The organism is Methylobacterium sp. E-045 (assembly GCF_022829685.1).
Classification (GTDB): Bacteria; Pseudomonadota; Alphaproteobacteria; order Rhizobiales; family Beijerinckiaceae; genus Methylobacterium.
In genome coordinates, this window is sequence record NZ_JAKSYE010000085.1 from 223,860 (window position 1) to 242,249 (window position 18,390).

Consider the following 18,390-nt stretch of genomic DNA (forward strand, 5'->3'; position numbering starts at 1 on the left):
CGGACATGGCCCAAATCAGAACATAACACGAACGCGGCTTAGGCGCTCTGCGTCCCCAACGCAACGAATCGCGCCCGCTCCGCCGGAGGGGCGATGGCGCGCGGCCCCCAGATGTGCTGGTCGAGGAAATACCCCGTCAAGGTAAACCCATTGGCTACATCCCGCTCGTCGGGGGGCATGAAGCCGGTCCGGCCGCTCTCCCGGTCGAGAAGGAAGCCCGGCAGCGCCAGCAGCCTGTCCCGGAAGGGCTCCCCGGCCGAGGCGCTGACGGCCCGCCCGGTCCTCGGCGAGACGTAGACCAGCGCATCGTTGCCCCCCGTGGCGGCGCAGGCGCTGAGATCGAGCCCGAAGCCGAGCTCGGACAGGATCGCGAGTTCGAACCGTACCATCAGGAGCGGTGCGATCACCCGGTCGTCGAGATGGGCGACGAGGATGCGGGCCGCCTCGTAGACGGCGGGGTGGGGATCGCGCTCGGGCAGGAGGCGCAGGAGCGCGGCCATGTGGGTCACGCCGTAAAGGGCGAGGCCGGAGCCCATGAGCCGCGCGGCGGCGGATTCGAGGGGCTCCACCGCGAAGGCGCCCAGGCTCTCGTCGAGGCGCGCCCGCCATGTAAGCCGGACGTGATTGCCGGTCTGCAGCACTGGCTGCATCCGCCGCGAGCGCCCGCCATGGACGAGGCCGAGATGGCGGCCGTGGTCCAGGGTCATCACTTCGAGGACGACGCCGGTCTCGCCCTGCCTGCGCAGCCCCAGCACCACGCCGTCGTCGGTCCATTGCATGGCCACTTCCTTAGAACGCGGAGGACGCGTTGGAAACGGGCCGATCGTTCCACGCGAGCACATAGATTGCATCGACCCAACTATTCCCGCAGGGCGTGTTCGGCGCTATGACTCAGGTTCCCCTCGTCCGAGATTCGACCACCATGCCCGTCTCCCGGCGCGCCCGCACGGACCGCGCAACCTCCCGTCGCGCCACTGGCGCCTGGCTGGGCCTCGCCGCCCTCGCGCTCACCGGATGCGGGCGGCCCGATCCGGCGCCCGCGCCCGGCGCCAGCTTCACCATGCGCGAGCGGGTGGCCGCCCTCGCCCTGCGCCAGAGCGGCTTCGGGTCGATCTCGGTGATCCCGGTCCGGTTCGAGCACAGCCGCATCGCCGGACCGTTCCAGGATGACGGCCGCACCCTCTACTGCGTGTCCGCCCGGATGATGGGGCGCCGCTTCCTCAAGGGCGAGAAGGCCAAGGCCGTCATCCGCGAGGAGGCCGGTAGGCTCAGTATCCTCGAAGATGTCGAGGAAGTCTGCGAGGGCCACCGGACGGAGCCGTTCAAGGAGCTGGAGGCGATGGGGAACGCGAAGGGCTGAGGACGCCAATCCTTCGAACGGCTTGCCCGGACCGGCCGGTGATGCTCCCATACGGACCATGCCGCACCGCCCCCTCTCGCTCACCCTCGATCTCATCGCCCGCGCCCATCCGACCCCCGTTGCCGACGATGCGAGCGCCCTGCATCTCCTCACCGATCTCGATCTCGCGCCCGGCCTCGACCGGATGCTCCATGGCAGACCGAGGCAGGGGGACGGGCTCTGGGTGTTCGGCTACGGCTCGCTGATCTGGCAGCCGGAATTCGCCGTGGCCGAGCAGCGCATCGGGACAGTGAGGGGCTATCACCGGCGCTTCTGCCTGTTGCAGAGGCGCTTTCGCGGGAGCCGCGACCGGCCGGGCCTCGTGCTCGCCCTCGACCGGGGCGGCATCTGCCGGGGCGTCGTGTTCCGCCTGGAGGGCATCGACCCGGCCGCGACACTGATGCCGGTCTGGCGCCGCGAGATGCGCGGCAGCGGTTACGAGGGTCGCTGGGTCACGGTGGAGACGAGCACCGGCCCGGTCACCGCGCTGACCTTCGTCGTCAACCGCGCCAGCGACCGCTACACCGGCCGCCTCACCGAGGAGGAGATCGCCGACCGGATCGCCACGGGCGCGGGGCATCTCGGCCCCAGCGCGGAGTACCTCTACCGCACCGCGCAGGCCTGCGCCGAGGCCGGCATTCTCGACGACCATCTCTGGCGGCTGCAACGCCTCGTGGCCGCGCGGCTGGAGCCGCCCCCCCGCCACGCAGCGCTCTGACGGAACCGCCACGTCCAGCATCGCTTTTGCTTGGCAAGCGACAGTCTCGCTACCACCGGGAGCAACGAGGCCTTTGCGCGGGCGACGTCGGAAGCCTCCGTCCCCGCAGGATCGCCGCCCGGCACCGGCGGCCGCACGGCGCAGCGGCGGGAGGGCCTCGACCCATGAGCAACGGACCCTCCCTCCCCTCCGCAGCGCCGATCCCGCCCGAATTTACCCCCGGTCCGAGGGAGCCTTTCGCGGGATTCGCGGGGCCTTCGGCACCGAGGGGAGCGCTTCGGGCCGCCATCCGGTCCGCCCATCGTCTCCCCGAAACCGAGTGCCTCGCCCCTCTGATGGCCGCCGCGCGCCGGAACTCGGCTGAGAATGCGGTCGCGACGCAGCTGGCGAGGCACCTCGTCACCACCCTTCGCGCCAGGGCCTCGCGCGCGCCCGTCGAGCAGTTGATGCGCGAGTTCAGCCTGTCGAGCGCGGAGGGTGTCGCCCTGATGTGTCTCGCCGAAGCGCTTCTGCGCATTCCGGACGCGGCGAGCCGGGATGCCTTGATCCGCGACAAGATCGGGCATGGGGATTGGCGGTCGCATCTCGGCCATCCCACCTCCCTCTTCGCCGGCGCGGCGACATGGGGCCTGGTCCTGACGGGGCGGGTCGTCGGGGCGCCGGACGAGTCCGGACTCACAGCGGCACTGACGCGCGTGGTGCGGCGCGCAGGGGAACCCGCCATTCGAAAAGGCGTCGACCTTGCCATGCGGATGCTCGGCGGCCAGTTCGTCACCGGCCGCAGCATCGCCGAGGCGCTGCGCAACGGCCGGCGCAGGGAGGCGTCGGGCTTCTCCTACTCCTACGACATGCTCGGCGAGGCGGCGATGAATGCCGGGGATGCCGCCCGTTACGCCGAGGATTATGCCGGTGCCATCGCGGCGATCGGCGCGGCATCGGGCGGCCGCGGTCCGCTCGCCGGGCCGGGCATTTCGGTCAAGCTCTCGGCCCTTCATCCGCGTTACGCCCGCGCCCAACGCCAGCGGGTGATGGGCGAACTGCTGCCGCGACTGGCGGACCTCGCCCTCGCGGCGAGCCGGCACGACATCGGATTCAACATCGACGCCGAGGAGGCCGACCGCCTCGACCTCTCCCTCGATCTTCTCGAAACGCTGGCGATGGACGAGCGTCTGGCCAGCTGGAACGGGCTCGGTTTCGTCGTCCAGGCCTACCAGAAGCGCGCGCTCCCGGTGGTGGATTGGGTCGTCGACCTGGCGCGGCGGAGCGGGCACCGTCTCATGGTGCGCCTGGTGAAGGGGGCGTATTGGGATTCGGAGATCAAGCGCGCCCAGGTCGACGGCCTCGACGGTTTCCCGGTCTTCACCCGGAAGGTGAATACCGACGTGTCGTATCTCGCCTGCGCGCGCAGGCTGCTGATGGCCGGCGACGCGGTGTTCCCGCAATTCGCCACCCACAACGCCCGCACGCTCGCCGACATCGTCGCCATGGCGGGGCCGGACTTCCGGCCCGGCGACTACGAGTTCCAGTGCCTCCACGGCATGGGCGAGACGCTCTACGAGGAGGTGGTGGGCGGCACCGTCATCGACCGTCCGTGCCGGATCTACGCCCCGGTGGGCACGCACGAGACCCTGCTCGCCTATCTCGTGCGGCGCTTGCTGGAGAACGGCGCGAATTCCTCCTTCGTCAACCGGATCGCCGACCCCGCCGTCCCGGTGGACGACCTCGTCGCCGACCCGGTGGAGCGGGCGCGCCGGGTCATGCCGCCGGGATCGGGGCATCCGGGCATCCCCCTGCCGCGCGACCTGTTCGCCGGGACCCGGCCCAATTCGCGCGGCCTCGATCTCGCCGACGAGGACGTGCTCGCCTCCCTCGGCGATGCCCTGTCGCAGGGCGCGGCGACGCCCGTCCTATGCGGACCCGTTCCGTCGGAGGGGACCGAAGGCACCAAGCGGGCCGTGCTCAACCCGGCGGACCGAGGCGATATCGTCGGATACGTGGTGGAGGCGGATGAAAGATGCGTCGATGCCGCCATCGCGCGGGCGGGCTCGGCGGCTCCTGGCTGGGCGGCCACGGCGCCGTCGCGGCGGGCCGAGATCCTGTCCGGCGCGGCCGATCTGATCGAGGCACGGCGCGACGCGTTCCTCGGGCTGCTGGTGCGGGAGGCGGGCAAGTCCCTCGCCAACGCCGCGGCCGAAATCCGCGAGGCGGTGGATTTCTTGCGTTATTACGGGGTGCAGGCGGCGGGTCTCAAAGCCGCGACCCATGCGCCCCTCGGCGTGGTCGCCTGTATCAGCCCGTGGAACTTCCCCCTCGCCATCTTCATCGGACAGGTCGCGGCGGCCCTCGCGGCGGGCAACGCCGTCCTCGCCAAACCCGCCGGCGAAACGCCCCTGGTGGCGGGGCTCGCGGTGGGGATCCTGAGGGAGGCCGGGATTCCGGAGGGCGTGCTCGGCCTCCTGCCGGGCGGCGGACGGGTCGGCGGCCGCCTCGTGGCGGATCCGCGCATCGACGGAATCCTGTTCACCGGTTCGACCGGCATCGCCAAGGGGATCCAGGCCGAACTGGCCGGACGCCTCGGCCCACAGGGGCGACCGATCCCGTTCGTGGCGGAAACCGGCGGCCAGAACGCCCTCGTGGTGGATTCTTCCGCCCTGCCGGAGCAGGTGGTGGCCGATGTGCTGGTGTCGGCCTTCGATTCGGCTGGCCAGCGCTGCTCGGCGCTCCGCGTGCTCTGCCTGCAGGACGAGATCGCCGAGCGCATCCTCACCATGCTGAAGGGGGCGATGGCCGAGCTCACCATCGGCAATCCCGCCCGGCTCGCCACCGATATCGGCCCGGTCATCAGCGAGGCTGCCCGGCAGAGGATCGAGGCGCATGTGGCGGGGATGCGGAAGCGCGGCCATGCCGTCGACCGGCTCCCGCTCCCCGCGTCCTGCGCGGCGGGCCATTTCGTCCCGCCGACCCTCATCGCCATCGACAGGCTGGACGACCTCTCCGGCGAGGTGTTCGGGCCGGTCCTCCATATCCTGCGCTACCAGCGCGACGGTCTCGACGGACTCGCCGCCGCCATCGACGAGACCGGCTATGGCCTGACCTTCGGCGTCCACAGCCGGATCGACGCCACCGTCTCGCGCCTCGTGGACCGGATCCGTGCGGGCAACCTCTACGTCAACCGCAACCTCATCGGCGCCGTGGTCGGCATGCAGCCCTTCGGCGGCGAGGGCCTGTCGGGAACCGGACCGAAAGCCGGCGGCCCCCTCTACCTCCGCCGCCTCCTGGCCTCGGCGCCCGTGGAGACCGGCCTCGTCCGGCACCCCGCCGCGATGCCCGAAGCTCTGGCTTCCCTGCGCGGCGCCCTGATGGCGGCCGACAGGGAGAGGGACGCGTTGCGCTGCGACGTCTATGCCGAACGGAGCCTCCTCGGCCTCGACATCGCCCTGCCCGGCCCGGTGGGCGAGAGCAACCGCTACAGCCTGCATCCGCGCGGCACGGTCCTGTGCCTGCCGGCTACCGAGACCGGGCTGTTCGCACAGATCTCGGCGTGCCTCGCCACCGGCAACACGATCCGGCTTCACCTGCCCGCCACCCTGCGACTTCCGCTCGACATCCTTCCCGAAGCCCTGGGGCGCGAGATCCGCCTATCAGCCGAGGCGAACACCATGGGCTGTGCAGCGATCCTGGTGGAGGGCGAGGCGGATGCGATCCTCGCCGCGACGGGGAACGCCGCCGCGCTGCCCGGCACCATCATACCGGTCCTCGCCGTGTCGCCGGATACGTTGGAGCAGGGCGTCGAGGATTACTCGCTGGAATGGCTCCTGCGCGAGCGCTGCGTCAGCACCAACACCGCCGCGGCGGGGGGCAACGCCGCCCTCATGACCCTCGGCGAGGACGGCGATGGTATCGCGATCCCACCCACCCCCTCCTCCTGAAGGGCCGGAGTACGGAAGGCCTCGAAGGAGACGTCCACTTTGCGGAGCGGGTTTCGGTGCCCGCCTTCGCGGCTGCTTCGCAACGCCTCAGGATAGGGTCGTGGGGATGAGCAGGATCGTCGTGCTTTCGTCGCGTCGAGGTCCGTCGAACCCCCTCAAACCGAAAACGTCGCGGCCTGCCCGTGGAGCAGGCCGGCCTCGTCCACGAGTTGCCAGACGATGGCATCGCGGATCGGGAAGCGAGTTCCGTCCTTGCGGATGCGGATACCGCCATAATTGGCGACGAACCCGTCGCGGGTGACCGCGTCGAGGAGGCGCTGTCGCTCGGCTCGTTCGGGAGCTTCGGCCGAGAAGCGGGAGGGCAATCCGATGAGCTCGGCCTTCTCGTAGCCGAAGATGCGCAGGGCGGTGAGGTTCGCATAGATGAAGCGGGGATCCTCGCCTCCGTCATGGGCGAGAACCGCGAAAGGCGCCTCGGCATCGAGCCAGGCCGCGTCGCGACCCGGCTCCGGCACCAGCGGCCGGCCGACGGCACGGCGGAAACTCCCGGTCAGGAGAGCGTAAAAGGCCGGATCGTTGGAGACATCCACGGCAGGCATCCGTGTCAGCGCGAGGCCGAGGGCCGCTCGAACCGGGCATAGGCGGCCAGCACGAGCGTGGCGACGAGACTGCCGAACGCGGCGGCGACCGCCTTGACGAGGAAATCGGACAGGCGGGCATGCCGGGTCGGCGACAGCTCCTGACCGAATTCGAGGATGCCGGCCACCGCCATGCCGGCCATCAGCCCGAGATACCAACGCTTGGGATAGGCCACGATCAGCAGGAAGCCGAAGAGGGCATAGGCGCTCATCCGCTCGACATTCGCGGACGCGACGACGGGCCGAAGCCCGATCGGCGACAGCGTCACGAAGACCAGGATCGCGAGGATGACGAAGACCGAGAGGCGCAAGAGAGTTCTCGTCATGGGAGCGTGCCACCGAACAGCGACGCCAGCTTGCGTCATGCCGGGTCCTGCCGAGCAAGCACCTGGTTCAGGCTGATCTCGATCATGCTGAAGGTATTATTAAGACGCGGTTACGCGGTGGATGTTTCCCGCCGGCCCTCCGGGCGCGCCTCTCGCGCACGGAAGACCGGTTCGCGTGATCCGCCGCGGAGCGTCAGTGCTGGTCCGCGCGGGCCTTCCCGGCGACATCGTTCACCGTGGCGAAGGTCCGGTCGAACCGCTTTTCGGCCTCGGCGAAGCGCAGGAATCCCACGCGTTCCACCAGGATTTCCGGCGGCGTCGGCTGCGTCGTCAGCAGCGTCATCACCTCCTCCATGAACGCGCCGAGGGGGAGGTACCCCTCCCGCGTCGACTGGCCGGGCGTGAGCTCGGTCTGCACGGCGGGCGGCACGAGTTCGATGACCTCGACCTTGCCCTTGAGGGCGTCCCGAAGGCTGATCGTGTAGGAATGGATCGCCGCCTTCGTCGCGGAATAGGTCGGGGTCGAGACCAGCGGCACGAAGGCGAGGCCCGACGACACGTTGATCAATGCCGCGTCCGGACGGGCCACGAGATGGTCGATCAGCGCGTTGGTGAGCCGGATCGGACCCAGCAGGTTGGTGGTGACCATCGCCTCGGCATCCGCGAGATCGCGGGACCGGCCGAGATCCTCGAACAGCATGATCCCGGCGTTGTTGATGAGGACGTTCAGGTCGGGATGCTCGGCGATCACCGTCGCCGCGAAGGCGTCGATCCCTGCTGTGTCCTCCACGTCGAGCACGTAGCCGACCATGCCGGGATTGGCGTCCGTCACCGCGTCGAGCCGGTCGCGGCGGCGGCCGGCGATGATCACCGTATTGCCCCGGGCCTGGAGGCGCTCCGCCAGTTCGCGGCCGATCCCCGATGCGCCGCCCGTGATGAGAATGGTGTTTCCGCTCGTCTTCATGGGACTACCCTCTTCGACCTCGTGGTTGTCCCGCACAGATGCGGCGCTTACTCTCCGAAGGGTAGAAGGCACCAAACAGATTTGTACTTACCAAAAGGAGAGCGTCACATGGCGGCCCCGCACCCACCCGCCGATGTGGATCCGCGCGTCGAGGCTCTGGTCCACGACCTGATCGGCCGCGTCGCCGACAAATGGACGATGCTGGTCCTCGAAATCCTGGAGGAGAGGGGCGAGCTTCGCTTCACCGAACTCAGCCGATCCATCGGCACGATCAGCCAGAAGATGCTGACCCAGACGCTCCGCCACATGGAGCGGGACGGATTGGTGATCCGCACCGTCCATCCCGTGGTGCCGCCCAAGGTCGAGTACCGGCTGACGGCCCTCGGGCAGAGCCTCGGTGCCGCCTTCTGCGGCGTGTGGATTTGGGCCGAGCAGAACCTCGCGGCGGTGGAGGAGGCACGAGGGACATTCGACGGACCCCTTGCCTCGAGAGGCTGAACCTCTCGGCCGACACGCGCCCCCGATGCGGAAGGCCCGGTGGCTTCAGTTCACCTCGACCTGCACCACCCCCGGCACGGCGCGCAGGGCCCCGGCGATCTGGGGCGTCGCCTGGTACTTGCCGCGCAGCTTGACCTCGACCTCGCGGTCGCCGCCGTCGAGGAGGAGGATCAGCGAGACCTCGCTCTCGCCGCTCACCTGGAGGCGCTGCTGAACGCTGCCGATGGGGCGTTCGTCCCGCAGGTAGACGCGCATGCCCTTCTGGTACCGGGCCACCGCCTCGTCGAGGGGCTCGGCGGTGACGATCCGCGCACGTACGTCCTCGCCTTCGAGATTGGCCTGGATCTGGAGCACGAGGGGACGGCCCGGCTCCAGGATCTCGCGGTACTGTCCGAGGCCTTCCTGAAAGATGATCGCCTCGAAATGTCCGGTCTGGTCGGAGAGGGTGACGATGCCGAGCTTGTTGCCGGACTTGGTGCGGCGCTCCGACCGGTCGAGGACGGAGGCGGCGACCTTGCCGACGCTGGACGTGCCGGCGCGGACCGAGCGGCAGAACTCGGCCCAGCTCTGGACGCGGAGCTTCTCCAGCAGGCCGGCATACTCGTCGAGGGGATGGCCGGACAGGAAGAAGCCGATGGCCTCGTATTCCTTCTTCAGCTTCTCGGCCATCGGCCACCCCTCGTAGGTCGGCACACGCAGCGTGACGTCGGCAGCGGCGATGCCGCCGAACATGTCGGTCATGCCCTCGACGGACGGAGCGCCTTCCTGCGCCATCTTCATCATCGGTTCGATGGCGGCCGAGGCGCGGGCCCGATCCGGCTCGATCGTGTCCATGGCACCGGCCGCGACGAGATTCTCCAGGGTGCGCTTGTTGATGAGGCGCGGGTTGAGCCGGCGTGCGAGGCAGGCGAGGTCCTTGAACGGCGTCTCGCCGCGCGCCTCCACCACCGCCTCCACGGCGGCGCGCCCCACGCCTTTGATCGCCGCGAGCGCGTAGCCTATCCGGCCGTCATGGACCTCGAAATTGACGCCCGAGGTGTTGATCGAGGGCGGGTCCACCGGAATGCCGAGGCGCTGGGCGTCCTGGCGGAACTCGGCGAGCTTGTCGGTGACGTCGATGTCGAGCTGCATCGCGGCGGCCAGGAACTCCACCGGATAGTTCGCCTTGAGATAGGCGGTCTGGTAGGTCAGCAGGGCGTAGGCGGCAGCGTGCGACTTGTTGAAGCCGTAATCGGCGAACTTGGCGAGCAGGTCGAAGATCTCGTTGGCTTTCGCCTCGGTGAGGCCACCGGCGACGGAGCCCTTCACGAACCGGTCGCGCTGGGCGTCCATCTCGGCCTTGATCTTCTTGCCCATGGCACGGCGGAGCATGTCGGCGTCGCCCAGCGAGTAGCCGGCCAGAAGCTTGGCCACCTCCATCACCTGCTCCTGGTAGACGATGATGCCGAAGGTCTCCCTGAGGATCGGCTCCAGTTTCTCGTGCGGGTACCAGCTCGCCTCGTTGCCGGCATCGCGGCCGAGCTTGCGCTCGCAATAGACCGGGATGTTCGCCATGGGGCCGGGGCGGTAGAGCGCCACCAGGGCGATGATGTCCTCGAACCGGTCGGCCTGCATCTCCACCAGCGCCTTGCGCATGCCGGCGGATTCCACCTGGAACACGCCCACCGTCTCGCCGCGCTTCATCGGCGCATAGGTCTTGGGATCGTCCAGCGGCAGCGAGGCGAGATCGACGATGATGCCGCGCTGCGCCAGGAGGTCGGTGCAGCAACGCAGCATGGTCAGGGTCTTGAGGCCGAGGAAGTCGAACTTCACGAGGCCCGCCGCCTCGACCCATTTCATGTTGAACTGGGTCACCCGCATGCCGGTCTTCGGGTCGCGGTAGAGCGGCACGAGTTGTTCCAGGGGCCGGTCGCCGATGACGACGCCCGCCGCGTGGGTCGAGGCGTGGCGGTGCAGGCCCTCGAGCTTCTTGGCGATCTGCATGAGGCGCGCGACGACGGGTTCCTCCTCCATCGCCGCCTGGAGCTTCGGCTCGCCCTCGATGGCCTGGACCAGGGTGACGGGGTTGGCGGGGTTCTGCGGTACCAGCTTCGTCAGCTTGTCGACCTGCCCGTAGGGCATCTCGAGGACGCGGCCGACGTCGCGCAGCACGCCGCGCGCCTGCAGCGTACCGAAGGTGATGATCTGCGCCACCTGCTCGTGGCCATAGCGCTCCTGGACGTACTGGATCACGCGCTCGCGGCCGTCGACGCAGAAGTCGATGTCGAAATCCGGCATCGAGACGCGTTCAGGGTTCAGGAACCGCTCGAACAGAAGGCCGAACCGCAGCGGATCGAGATCGGTGATGAGCAGGGCGTAGGCGACGAGGGAGCCGGCACCCGAACCACGACCCGGCCCCACCGGGATGTCGTGGTCCTTCGCCCATTTGATGAAGTCCGACACGATCAGGAAGTAGCCGGGGAACTTCATCTTCACGATGACGTCGAGCTCGAAGGCGAGACGGTCGCGATAGACTTGGCTGGTCATGCCCTCGCAGGGGCCGTGCTGGGCCAGGCGCAGTTCGAGGCCGGCCTCGGCCTGACGGCGGAGTTCGGACGGCTCGTCGAGGGCGATCTCCGCCGCGACATCGGGAGAGACCGTCTCCACGGGGAGCGCGTCGAGGGCCGCGACGACGCCGAAATTCGGCAGGATCGGCTTGCGGGTGCGCACGCGATAGGCGCAGCGCATCGCAATCTCGACGGTGGCCGAGAGCGCGTCGGGCAGGTCGTGGAACAGCTTGGCCATCTCGGCCCGGGTCTTGAAGCCGTGGCGCGGGGTCAGCTTGCGCCGGCGCTCGTCCGAGACGAGGCGCCCCTCGGCGATGGCCAGCAGCGCGTCGTGGGCGTCGTAATCGTCAGGCTTGGCGAAGAACGGCTCATTGGTCGCGACGATCGAGAGGCCGTTGGAATCGGCGAGCCGGATCAGCTCACGCTCCACCATGCGCTCGTCGTCGAGGCCGTGGCGCAGGATCTCCACGTAGAGCCGGTCCTCGCCGAACGCGTTCTTCAGCTGGCCGAGGCGGGCGGCGGCGAGTTCGACACGTCCGCCGCGCAGGGCGGTGTCGAGGGGGCCGGTGGTGCCGCCGGTGAGCGCGATGAGGCCGGCAGCGTTCTCCGCCAGGGCGTCGACGGTGAGCCGGGGCGCATCGCCCAGGGGGCCGTCGAAATAGGCGCGGCTCGCCAGGCGCAGGAGGTTGCCGTAGCCGGCCTCGCTCTGGGCCAGAACCACGACGTTGGAGGTGGTGATCTGCGACAGCCGCGCCATCGGGTCCGGCGCCTCGAAGGCCACCGAGAGCTGCATGCCGGCGATGGGCTGGATGCCCGTACCGGCGGCCTTCTCGGAAAATTCGAGCGCCCCGAACAGGTTGTTGGTGTCGGTAAGCGCCAGGGCCGGCTGCCGGTCGGCAGCGGCGGCCTTGACGATGTCGGCGACCTTCAGCGCTCCTTCGAGGAGCGAGAAGGACGAGTGGACGTGGAGGTGGACGAAACCGGGATCTTTGAGGATGCGCGCCATGACTCAACCCATCCCGAGTCGCGGTTCACGGTCCATTACCAATAACACGTCCGGCGCAATTGCCTGTGGAGAGGGCCTTTCGCGCAACGCCCCCTCCCCTGCCGCCGCCTATTCCGCCGGCAGGGCGAGGCGCTTCGGCCTCGGCTCCTTGCCGCGCGCCGTCTCGTCGAGGGCATCGGTGAATTGCAGCGCGGCGAGCTGCGCGTAGAGCGCCCCCTGCGCCAGCAGGCTCTCATGCGTTCCGGTCTCGACGATCCTGCCGCCGTCGAGGACGAGGATGCGGTCGGCGGCGCGGATGGTGGCCAGGCGGTGGGCGATGACCAGCGTGGTGCGCCCGCGCATGAGGGTGTCGAGCGCCGTCTGCACCGCGCGCTCGCTCTCGGCGTCCAGGGCCGAGGTCGCCTCGTCGAGGAGCAGGATCGGCGCGTCCTTGAGAATGGCGCGGGCAATGGCGACGCGCTGGCGCTGACCGCCGGAGAGGGTCACCCCCCGCTCGCCCACCTGCGTGGCGTAGCCCTGCGGCAGGGCGCGGATGAATCCATCCGCATGGGCGAGTTCGGCGGCGCGATGGATCTCGGCCTCGCTGGCCTGAGGCCGGCCGTAGCGGATGTTGTCCATCACCGAGCCGGAGAACACGGTGGGGTCCTGCGGGACCAGGGACATGCGTTCGCGCAAGGAATCCGGATCGACGGCGGTGATGTCGACCCCGTCGACGCGGACCACCCCCGATTGCGGATCGTAGAAGCGCAGAAGCGCCTGCAGCACCGTGGTCTTGCCGGCACCCGAGGGGCCGACCAGGGCGACGCGCTCGCCATGCGCCACCTGGAAGCTGATCCCGTCCAGGGAGGGGTGCTCGAGCCGGGTGGGATAGGTGAGGCGCACCTGCTCGAACGCCACCTCGCCGCGGGGCGGCACAGGCAGCGGCACCGGATCGGCGGGCGCGCGGATCGCGGGCTCGGCGGCCAGGATCTCGCCGAGGCGCTCGGCGGCGCCGGCGGCCTGCGCGAGTTCGCCGTAGACCTCGGAGAGCTGGCCCAGCGCACTGGCGCCGAACACCGCGTAGAGCACGAATTGCGAGAGCTGGCCGGCCGTCATCGTACCGGCGAGCACGCCTTGCGCGCCGTACCACATCACTCCGACGACGCTGGCCGAGATCAGGAAGATCGCCACCCCGGTGAGGAGGGCGCGGGCCTGCACCGAATTGCGCGCGGCGGAGTAGGCATTCTCGGAGGCCTGCCCGAAATGCTCGGCCGTGGCGCGTCCCATGCCGAAGGCCTGCATGGTGCGAATCGCCCCGATGGCTTCGGCCGCATAGGCCGAGGCATCGGCGAGTCGGTCCTGCGCAGCGCGGGACCGCCGCCGCACGCCGCGCCCGGACAGGATCAGCGGAAACACGATGAGGGGAATCGCCACGAGCACCAGGATCGACAGCTTCGGACTGGTGAAGACCATCATCGCCACCGCACCGACGAACAGAAAGGCATTGCGCAGGAGAATGGAGATCGAGACGCCGAAGACCGCCTTCACCTGCGTCGCGTCGGCGGTGAGCCGCGAGACGATCTCGCCCGATTGCGAGCGGTCGAAAAAGGCCGGGTCGAGGATGGTGAGGCGGGCGAAGACCGCGCTGCGCAGATCCGCGACCACGCGCTCGCCGAGGGTCACCACGGTGTAGTAGCGGGCCGCACTCGACAGGGCGAGAACCGTCACCACGCCGATCAGCGCCATGAAGTAGGCGTCAATGACGCTGTGGCCCTCCGGCGAGAAGCCGTGATCGATCACCCGCCGGAGCGCGATGGGCACCACCAGGGTCGCCCCGGAAGCCGCCAGCAGCGACAGGAACGCCGCGAGGATGCGGCCGCGATAGACCAGCGCGAAGGGAATCAGCGGCTTCAGCGACCCGAGGGGTGCCTTGCCGCGGCCATCGCCGCCGGAAATTTTGTTACGCCCGCGAGCCATCTTGCCTCGTCATCGTCTCAAGAAAATACGCGCCCGGGCGATCTCCCGTGCCCGGACGCTTGTTCGGAGGAAGCACGTGGGGTATAGGCCCGCCTTCATCCGATTGCGCGTGATCTAAGGCCGCGGGCCGCCAGGCGGGCCGGTCGGCGTGGCTATTCAAGGATTTCGTCATGGCAAAGAGTGCGGCCGACAAGGCCAAGGGAACCGAGCATCCCGACTACCACTTCATCAAGGTCGTGATGACCGATGGGTCCGACTACATGACCCGGTCGACCTACGGCAAGGAGGGCGACACCCTCAACCTCGACATCGACCCGAATACGCACCCGGCCTGGACCGGTGGCGAGCAGAAGATGCTCGATCGCGGCGGCCGCGTCTCGCGGTTCAACTCGCGCTTCGGCGCCCTCTCCTTCGGCAAGAAGTGATCCCCCGGGCCTGACCGCCGTGACCGTTGGGTCGCGGCGGCGGGTTCTGGAAACGCGAAAGGGCGGCGCTGAGGAAGCGCCGCCCTTTCGCGTTTCGAGGCCTCGAAGCCCCTGCCGGGCTTCGAGGCGCCAGACCTCAATGCGCCGTGCCGAAGGCGCTGCGCAGCAGGCCCTGCTGGGCGGCGACGGGGCTTTCGCGGACCACAGGGGTCGGGTGGTCGTCGGAGATGAGTCCGTCGAGATGCAGGATGCGGGCATGCAGTCGGCGCGAGCGGACGGTGAGATCCTGGAGACGGGCCGGGAGCGCCGCGAAGGTCTCCGCGCGGAAGGCTTCCGGCGTCGCGAGGCGGACGCGGGTCTTTTCCTGAAGTGCCTGGGCGGGGGTGATTTCGCCCTCCGACACGGCGCGCTGCACGAGCAGCCAGGAGGCGATCTGCATCAGCCGCGTGGTCAGGCGCATGCTCTCGCTGGCATAAGACAGGGTACTGTCACGCGACAGAAGGCGGGATTCCTCGCGTCCATCGCCATCGAGATAGGCGGCCGCCTCCTCGACCATGGTCATGCCCTCGCGGAACAGCACCCGGAACGCTTCCGAGTTCACGTAGGTGTCGCCGAAGCTGACCCAGTCGCGCTCGTCGCGAAAGGTGACGTCGAACTCGTTCATCCTGCCTCCTGTGTCGCTATCGGACCGTTTCGTCCCGACCTGGGACACGGTCGTTGCGTTCGCGACGAGAGGCGCAACACTAGCGCCGAACGCGCCGCGCCGCGCCGTTGACCGGAAGTTAACGTTAACGGGCGGCCATGGTGCCAGACGGGCGGCCTCGCACGGTGTCGGACACGCGCATCGGTGGCGACGAAAAAAAAGCCGCCCGGAGGGGCGGCTTTGGAAAGTCGACAGAGGCATCAAAACAACGGCAGATCGAAATCTGCCCCACATCCGGAAAACCGGACATGATCTCTTCATAAGCTGAAAAGGTTAATGTTCGGCTAACGCGCGCGGCGCTCGGGCGGCGGCGGGGGAAGGGAATTGCCCGCTCCAGAATTGACTTCGCCCCCCCTCTCCGTCATAAGCCGCGCCATCGCGTCGCCGCGCCCCATGTGGGCGCTCTTCGCGCTTGCAGACACATTTCAGGGCGAGTGAAGATGTCGGTGGGGCTCCTGCAGCCAGCCGGATCGATCCTCGGCCATCGGAGATCGCGCCATGAAGAGAACTTATCAGCCCAGCAAGCTCGTGCGTAAGCGTCGCCACGGTTTCCGTGCTCGCATGGCCACGGCCGGCGGCCGCAAGGTCATCGCAGCCCGTCGCTCGCACGGCCGCAAGAAGCTCTCGGCCTAAGGCATCCGTGCCTTCGGCGGCACGGAACGCCGAGGCCAGCCTCGCTCAGACCATGACCTCGCCCCTAGGCCGCAGGATCGAACCGGCAGTGTCGACGATCGGACGGCTCAAGCGGCGACCGGACTTCCTCGCTGCCGCGGGGGGGCGGCGGTTTCATACTGAGCTCATGAGTGCCCAAGGACGGCTGCGAGACGCGGCGTCCGGAGCACCTGCCGCCGATATCGCGCCGATCGAAGGGCTGCGAATCGGCTTCACGATCACGAAGCGTGTCGGGCATGCCACCGAGCGCAATCGGATTCGCCGGCGGCTGCGCGATGCGGTGGCCCGGGCGTCCGTGGATCTTCCTGATGCATCGGCGGACGTCGTCCTGGTGGCGAGACGCCCTGCCCTCCATGCCCCGTTCGAGACGCTGATCGCCGATCTGCGCCGCTCCGTCGGCGCGGTGGTCAAGCCCGGCGGTACGAAGGGTGGCGAATCACGCCCTTCCTCGCGGGGACGGCGCAGATCCGGCAAGCCAAATCCGGGCAAGCCCGTCTCGGGCGCCGACGGGAACACATCCTCCACATTTGCATCAGCCGCCCTGACGCCGGCGCATTCGCCCGCGCGAAACGAGGCGGCGACGATGCCCTCCGCCTCGGGCGACGCTTGCCTTCCCTCCCCTCCTCCGAACACACGCGACGGATCTCTCGATGGGTAATGACAAGACGAACATGATCGTCGCGATCGCCTTGTCGCTGGCGGTCCTGCTCGGTTGGAACTATTTCATCGCCGCCCCGCGCGTGGAGGAGCAGCGTCAGGCCGCACTTCAGAGCAAGGCGGCGCAGCAGGCGGCCAACCCCACCGCCGCCCCCTCGGCGAGCCCGGCGGAAGGCGGTCCGTCGGCACCCGTGCCGGGCACCCTGCCCAATGCGCAGACGCCGGCGGAAAGCCGCGAGGCGGCGCTTGCCCGCTCGCCGCGCGTCACCATCGACACCCCGGCGCTCGCCGGTTCGATCGCTCTAAAGGGCGGTCGCGTCGACGACGTCTCGCTCAAGGGCTACCACGAGACCGTGGACGACAAGAGTCCGCGCATTGTGCTGCTCTCGCCCACCGGCAGCGCCAACCCGTACTATGCCGAGTTCGGCTGGGTCGGGCAGAATGCCGGCCCCCTTCCCACCGGTGACACGGTGTGGACCGCCGACGAGACCGTGCTGACGCCGGCCAAGCCCCTGACGCTGTCATACGACAACGGCGCCGGTCTGCTGTTCCGCCGCGTCATCGCGGTCGACGACAAGTTCATGTTCACGGTCCGCGACGAGGTCGAGAACAAAGGCGCCAATGCCGTCACCCTCTACCCCTATGGGCTCGTCTCGCGCTGGGGCAAGCCGACGACGCAGGGCTATTATGTCCTTCACGAGGGCATGATCGGCGTGCTCGGCGCCGACGGCCTGCAGGAATACACCTACGACCACGTCGCCAAGGAGCCGGTGCTCGGCAATGCCGCCACCAAGGGCAAGGCCTGGGCGAACGTGACCGGCGGCTTCGTCGGCATCACCGACAAGTACTGGGCGGCGGCTACCATCCCCGACCAGGCCACGCCCTATACCGGCAGCTTCACCGAGCGCACCGACGGCGCCACCAAGGTCTACCAGGCCAGCGTGCGCGGCGACGGCCGCAACGTCGCGCCGGGGGCCACCGTGACCGCGACCCAGCAGCTCTTCGCCGGCGCCAAGGAAGTCAACACGATCAACAACTACCAGAAGGATCTCGGCATTAAGCAGTTCGATCTGATGATCGACTGGGGCTGGTTCCACTTCATCACCAAGCCGATGTTCCGGGCGCTGGACTTCTTCTTCCACCTGTTCGGCAATTTCGGCGTGTCGATCCTGGTGGTGACCTTCTGCCTCAAGCTGCTGTTCCTGCCGATCGCCAACAAGTCGTACCAGTCCATGGCCAAAATGAAGGCCGTGCAGCCGGAGATGGCCTCGATCCGCGAGCGCTACGGCGACGACAAGATGAAACAGCAGCAGGCGATGATGGAGCTGTACAAGAAGGAGAAGATCAACCCGGTCGCTGGCTGCTGGCCGGTCCTGATTCAGATCCCGGTCTTCTTCGCGCTCTACAAGGTCCTGTTCATCACCATCGAGATGCGACACGCGCCGTTCTTCGGCTGGATCCAGGATCTCGCCGCTCCCGATCCGACCAATATCCTGAACCTGTTCGGCCTGCTGCCCTTCGCGGCACCGGACTTCATCCATCTCGGCATCTGGCCGATCGTGATGGGCATCACGATGTTCATCCAGATGAAGATGAATCCCGCGCCGCCGGACCCGGTCCAGGCGCAGATCTTCACCTTCATGCCCATCGTGTTCACCTTCATGCTCGGCTCGTTCCCGGCCGGCCTCGTGATCTACTGGGCCTGGAACAACACCCTCTCGGTGATCCAGCAATACGTCATCATGCGCCGCAACGGCGTGAAGGTGGAGTTGTGGGACAACCTCGGCGGGATGTTCAAGAAGAAGCCCGCCGGCAAGAACGCGCCGGCCAAGAGCTGAGCCGTCCGTTCTCGGGCGAATTCCTGCCGATTCCCTCATCCTGAGGTGCCGCACAGCGGCCTCGAAGGAGGTTTCCAGACCCCGCACAGGGCTCGGAGGCCTCCTTCGAGGCCTT

The 18,390-nt window shown here is 68.5% G+C and carries 15 protein-coding genes; 8 read left to right on the plus strand and 7 right to left on the minus strand.

Translation table 11 applies throughout. The annotated features are described in order from the left end of the window. Window positions 1–38: 38 nt before the first annotated feature. On the minus strand, window positions 39–779 hold the full coding sequence (gene recO, locus MKK51_RS14685) for a DNA repair protein RecO (protein ID WP_243978281.1): 741 nt from the start codon (window positions 777–779) through the stop codon (window positions 39–41). 143 nt (window positions 780–922) lie between these two features. Here recO and MKK51_RS14690 point away from each other — a divergent pair, with 143 nt between their 5' ends. From MKK51_RS14690 to putA, 3 genes are all read left to right on the plus strand, one after another. Then, window positions 923–1,360, plus strand: coding sequence for a hypothetical protein (locus MKK51_RS14690; RefSeq protein WP_243978283.1), 438 nt, complete (start codon window positions 923–925; stop codon window positions 1,358–1,360). Between the two features lie 58 nt (window positions 1,361–1,418). Continuing rightward, window positions 1,419–2,117, plus strand: a complete 699-nt coding sequence (locus MKK51_RS14695; protein ID WP_243978300.1) for a gamma-glutamylcyclotransferase — start codon at window positions 1,419–1,421, stop codon at window positions 2,115–2,117. A gap of 164 nt (window positions 2,118–2,281) precedes the next feature. Beyond that, window positions 2,282–6,046 (plus strand): bifunctional proline dehydrogenase/L-glutamate gamma-semialdehyde dehydrogenase PutA, encoded by a 3,765-nt coding sequence (putA, locus tag MKK51_RS14700; RefSeq protein WP_243978302.1) that lies wholly within the window; start codon window positions 2,282–2,284, stop codon window positions 6,044–6,046. A gap of 155 nt (window positions 6,047–6,201) precedes the next feature. On the opposite strand, the gene MKK51_RS14705 is transcribed toward putA, so the two are convergent. The 3 genes from MKK51_RS14705 to MKK51_RS14715 all read right to left on the minus strand — a co-directional run bounded on the left by MKK51_RS14705 (window position 6,202) and on the right by MKK51_RS14715 (window position 7,974). Next, window positions 6,202–6,645 carry an MEKHLA domain-containing protein gene (locus MKK51_RS14705; protein ID WP_243978304.1) on the minus strand — a complete coding sequence of 148 codons (444 nt, stop codon included), beginning with the start codon at window positions 6,643–6,645 and terminating at the stop codon, window positions 6,202–6,204. A gap of 5 nt (window positions 6,646–6,650) precedes the next feature. Further along, entirely contained in the window at window positions 6,651–7,010 is a 360-nt protein-coding gene (locus tag MKK51_RS14710; RefSeq protein ID WP_243978306.1) for a hypothetical protein, read from the minus strand. A 193-nt stretch (window positions 7,011–7,203) separates the two neighbouring features. Continuing rightward, a complete protein-coding gene (locus MKK51_RS14715) occupies window positions 7,204–7,974 on the minus strand; it encodes an SDR family oxidoreductase (RefSeq protein WP_243978308.1) in 771 nt (256 codons plus the stop codon). Window positions 7,975–8,082: 108 nt separating this feature from the next. Between MKK51_RS14715 and MKK51_RS14720 the strand changes: the two genes are divergently transcribed. Beyond that, the gene (locus MKK51_RS14720; protein ID WP_243978309.1) at window positions 8,083–8,472 is read left to right on the plus strand and encodes a winged helix-turn-helix transcriptional regulator; all 390 of its coding nucleotides are present in this window, start codon (window positions 8,083–8,085) and stop codon (window positions 8,470–8,472) included. 45 nt (window positions 8,473–8,517) lie between these two features. Here MKK51_RS14720 and dnaE read toward each other — a convergent pair whose 3' ends face one another. Beyond that, entirely contained in the window at window positions 8,518–12,024 is a 3,507-nt protein-coding gene (gene dnaE / locus MKK51_RS14725) for a DNA polymerase III subunit alpha (RefSeq protein ID WP_243978311.1), read from the minus strand. A gap of 108 nt (window positions 12,025–12,132) precedes the next feature. Further along, entirely contained in the window at window positions 12,133–13,980 is a 1,848-nt protein-coding gene (locus MKK51_RS14730) for an ABC transporter transmembrane domain-containing protein (protein ID WP_243978313.1), read from the minus strand. 170 nt (window positions 13,981–14,150) lie between these two features. Between MKK51_RS14730 and rpmE the strand changes: the two genes are divergently transcribed. Then, window positions 14,151–14,405 carry a 50S ribosomal protein L31 gene (rpmE, locus tag MKK51_RS14735; RefSeq protein ID WP_018045309.1) on the plus strand — a complete coding sequence of 85 codons (255 nt, stop codon included), beginning with the start codon at window positions 14,151–14,153 and terminating at the stop codon, window positions 14,403–14,405. Between the two features lie 136 nt (window positions 14,406–14,541). Here rpmE and MKK51_RS14740 read toward each other — a convergent pair whose 3' ends face one another. After that, entirely contained in the window at window positions 14,542–15,069 is a 528-nt protein-coding gene (locus tag MKK51_RS14740; protein WP_243978315.1) for a DUF1465 family protein, read from the minus strand. A gap of 537 nt (window positions 15,070–15,606) precedes the next feature. On the opposite strand from MKK51_RS14740, the gene rpmH reads away from it, so the two are divergent. Genes rpmH through yidC form a run of 3 tightly spaced genes read left to right on the plus strand, consistent with a single transcriptional unit; the run spans window position 15,607 to window position 18,275 of the window. Next, a complete protein-coding gene (rpmH, locus tag MKK51_RS14745; RefSeq protein WP_018045311.1) occupies window positions 15,607–15,741 on the plus strand; it encodes a 50S ribosomal protein L34 in 135 nt (44 codons plus the stop codon). Between the two features lie 52 nt (window positions 15,742–15,793). Beyond that, a complete protein-coding gene (rnpA, locus tag MKK51_RS14750) occupies window positions 15,794–16,438 on the plus strand; it encodes a ribonuclease P protein component (RefSeq protein WP_243978316.1) in 645 nt (214 codons plus the stop codon). Further along, entirely contained in the window at window positions 16,431–18,275 is a 1,845-nt protein-coding gene (gene yidC, locus MKK51_RS14755; protein ID WP_243978325.1) for a membrane protein insertase YidC, read from the plus strand. The genes rnpA and yidC overlap by 8 nt, the downstream gene beginning before the upstream one ends. Window positions 18,276–18,390 lie beyond the last annotated feature (115 nt).

Excerpts from the sequence above, each read along its gene's own strand:
- rpmH (WP_018045311.1), top strand. The coding sequence starts at position 15,607 with ATGAAGAGAACTTATCAGCCCAGCAAGCTCGTGCGTAAGCGTCGCCAC.
- MKK51_RS14730 (WP_243978313.1), bottom strand. The coding sequence starts at position 13,980 with ATGGCTCGCGGGCGTAACAAAATTTCCGGCGGCGATGGCCGCGGCAAG.
- MKK51_RS14705 (WP_243978304.1), bottom strand. The coding sequence starts at position 6,645 with ATGCCTGCCGTGGATGTCTCCAACGATCCGGCCTTTTACGCTCTCCTG.
- yidC (WP_243978325.1), top strand. The coding sequence starts at position 16,431 with ATGGGTAATGACAAGACGAACATGATCGTCGCGATCGCCTTGTCGCTG.
- MKK51_RS14720 (WP_243978309.1), top strand. The coding sequence starts at position 8,083 with ATGGCGGCCCCGCACCCACCCGCCGATGTGGATCCGCGCGTCGAGGCT.
- rpmE (WP_018045309.1), top strand. The coding sequence starts at position 14,151 with ATGGCAAAGAGTGCGGCCGACAAGGCCAAGGGAACCGAGCATCCCGAC.
- recO (WP_243978281.1), bottom strand. The coding sequence starts at position 779 with ATGCAATGGACCGACGACGGCGTGGTGCTGGGGCTGCGCAGGCAGGGC.
- MKK51_RS14715 (WP_243978308.1), bottom strand. The coding sequence starts at position 7,974 with ATGAAGACGAGCGGAAACACCATTCTCATCACGGGCGGCGCATCGGGG.
- dnaE (WP_243978311.1), bottom strand. The coding sequence starts at position 12,024 with ATGGCGCGCATCCTCAAAGATCCCGGTTTCGTCCACCTCCACGTCCAC.
- MKK51_RS14690 (WP_243978283.1), top strand. The coding sequence starts at position 923 with ATGCCCGTCTCCCGGCGCGCCCGCACGGACCGCGCAACCTCCCGTCGC.
- MKK51_RS14740 (WP_243978315.1), bottom strand. The coding sequence starts at position 15,069 with ATGAACGAGTTCGACGTCACCTTTCGCGACGAGCGCGACTGGGTCAGC.
- MKK51_RS14710 (WP_243978306.1), bottom strand. The coding sequence starts at position 7,010 with ATGACGAGAACTCTCTTGCGCCTCTCGGTCTTCGTCATCCTCGCGATC.
- MKK51_RS14695 (WP_243978300.1), top strand. The coding sequence starts at position 1,419 with ATGCCGCACCGCCCCCTCTCGCTCACCCTCGATCTCATCGCCCGCGCC.
- putA (WP_243978302.1), top strand. The coding sequence starts at position 2,282 with ATGAGCAACGGACCCTCCCTCCCCTCCGCAGCGCCGATCCCGCCCGAA.
- rnpA (WP_243978316.1), top strand. The coding sequence starts at position 15,794 with ATGACCTCGCCCCTAGGCCGCAGGATCGAACCGGCAGTGTCGACGATC.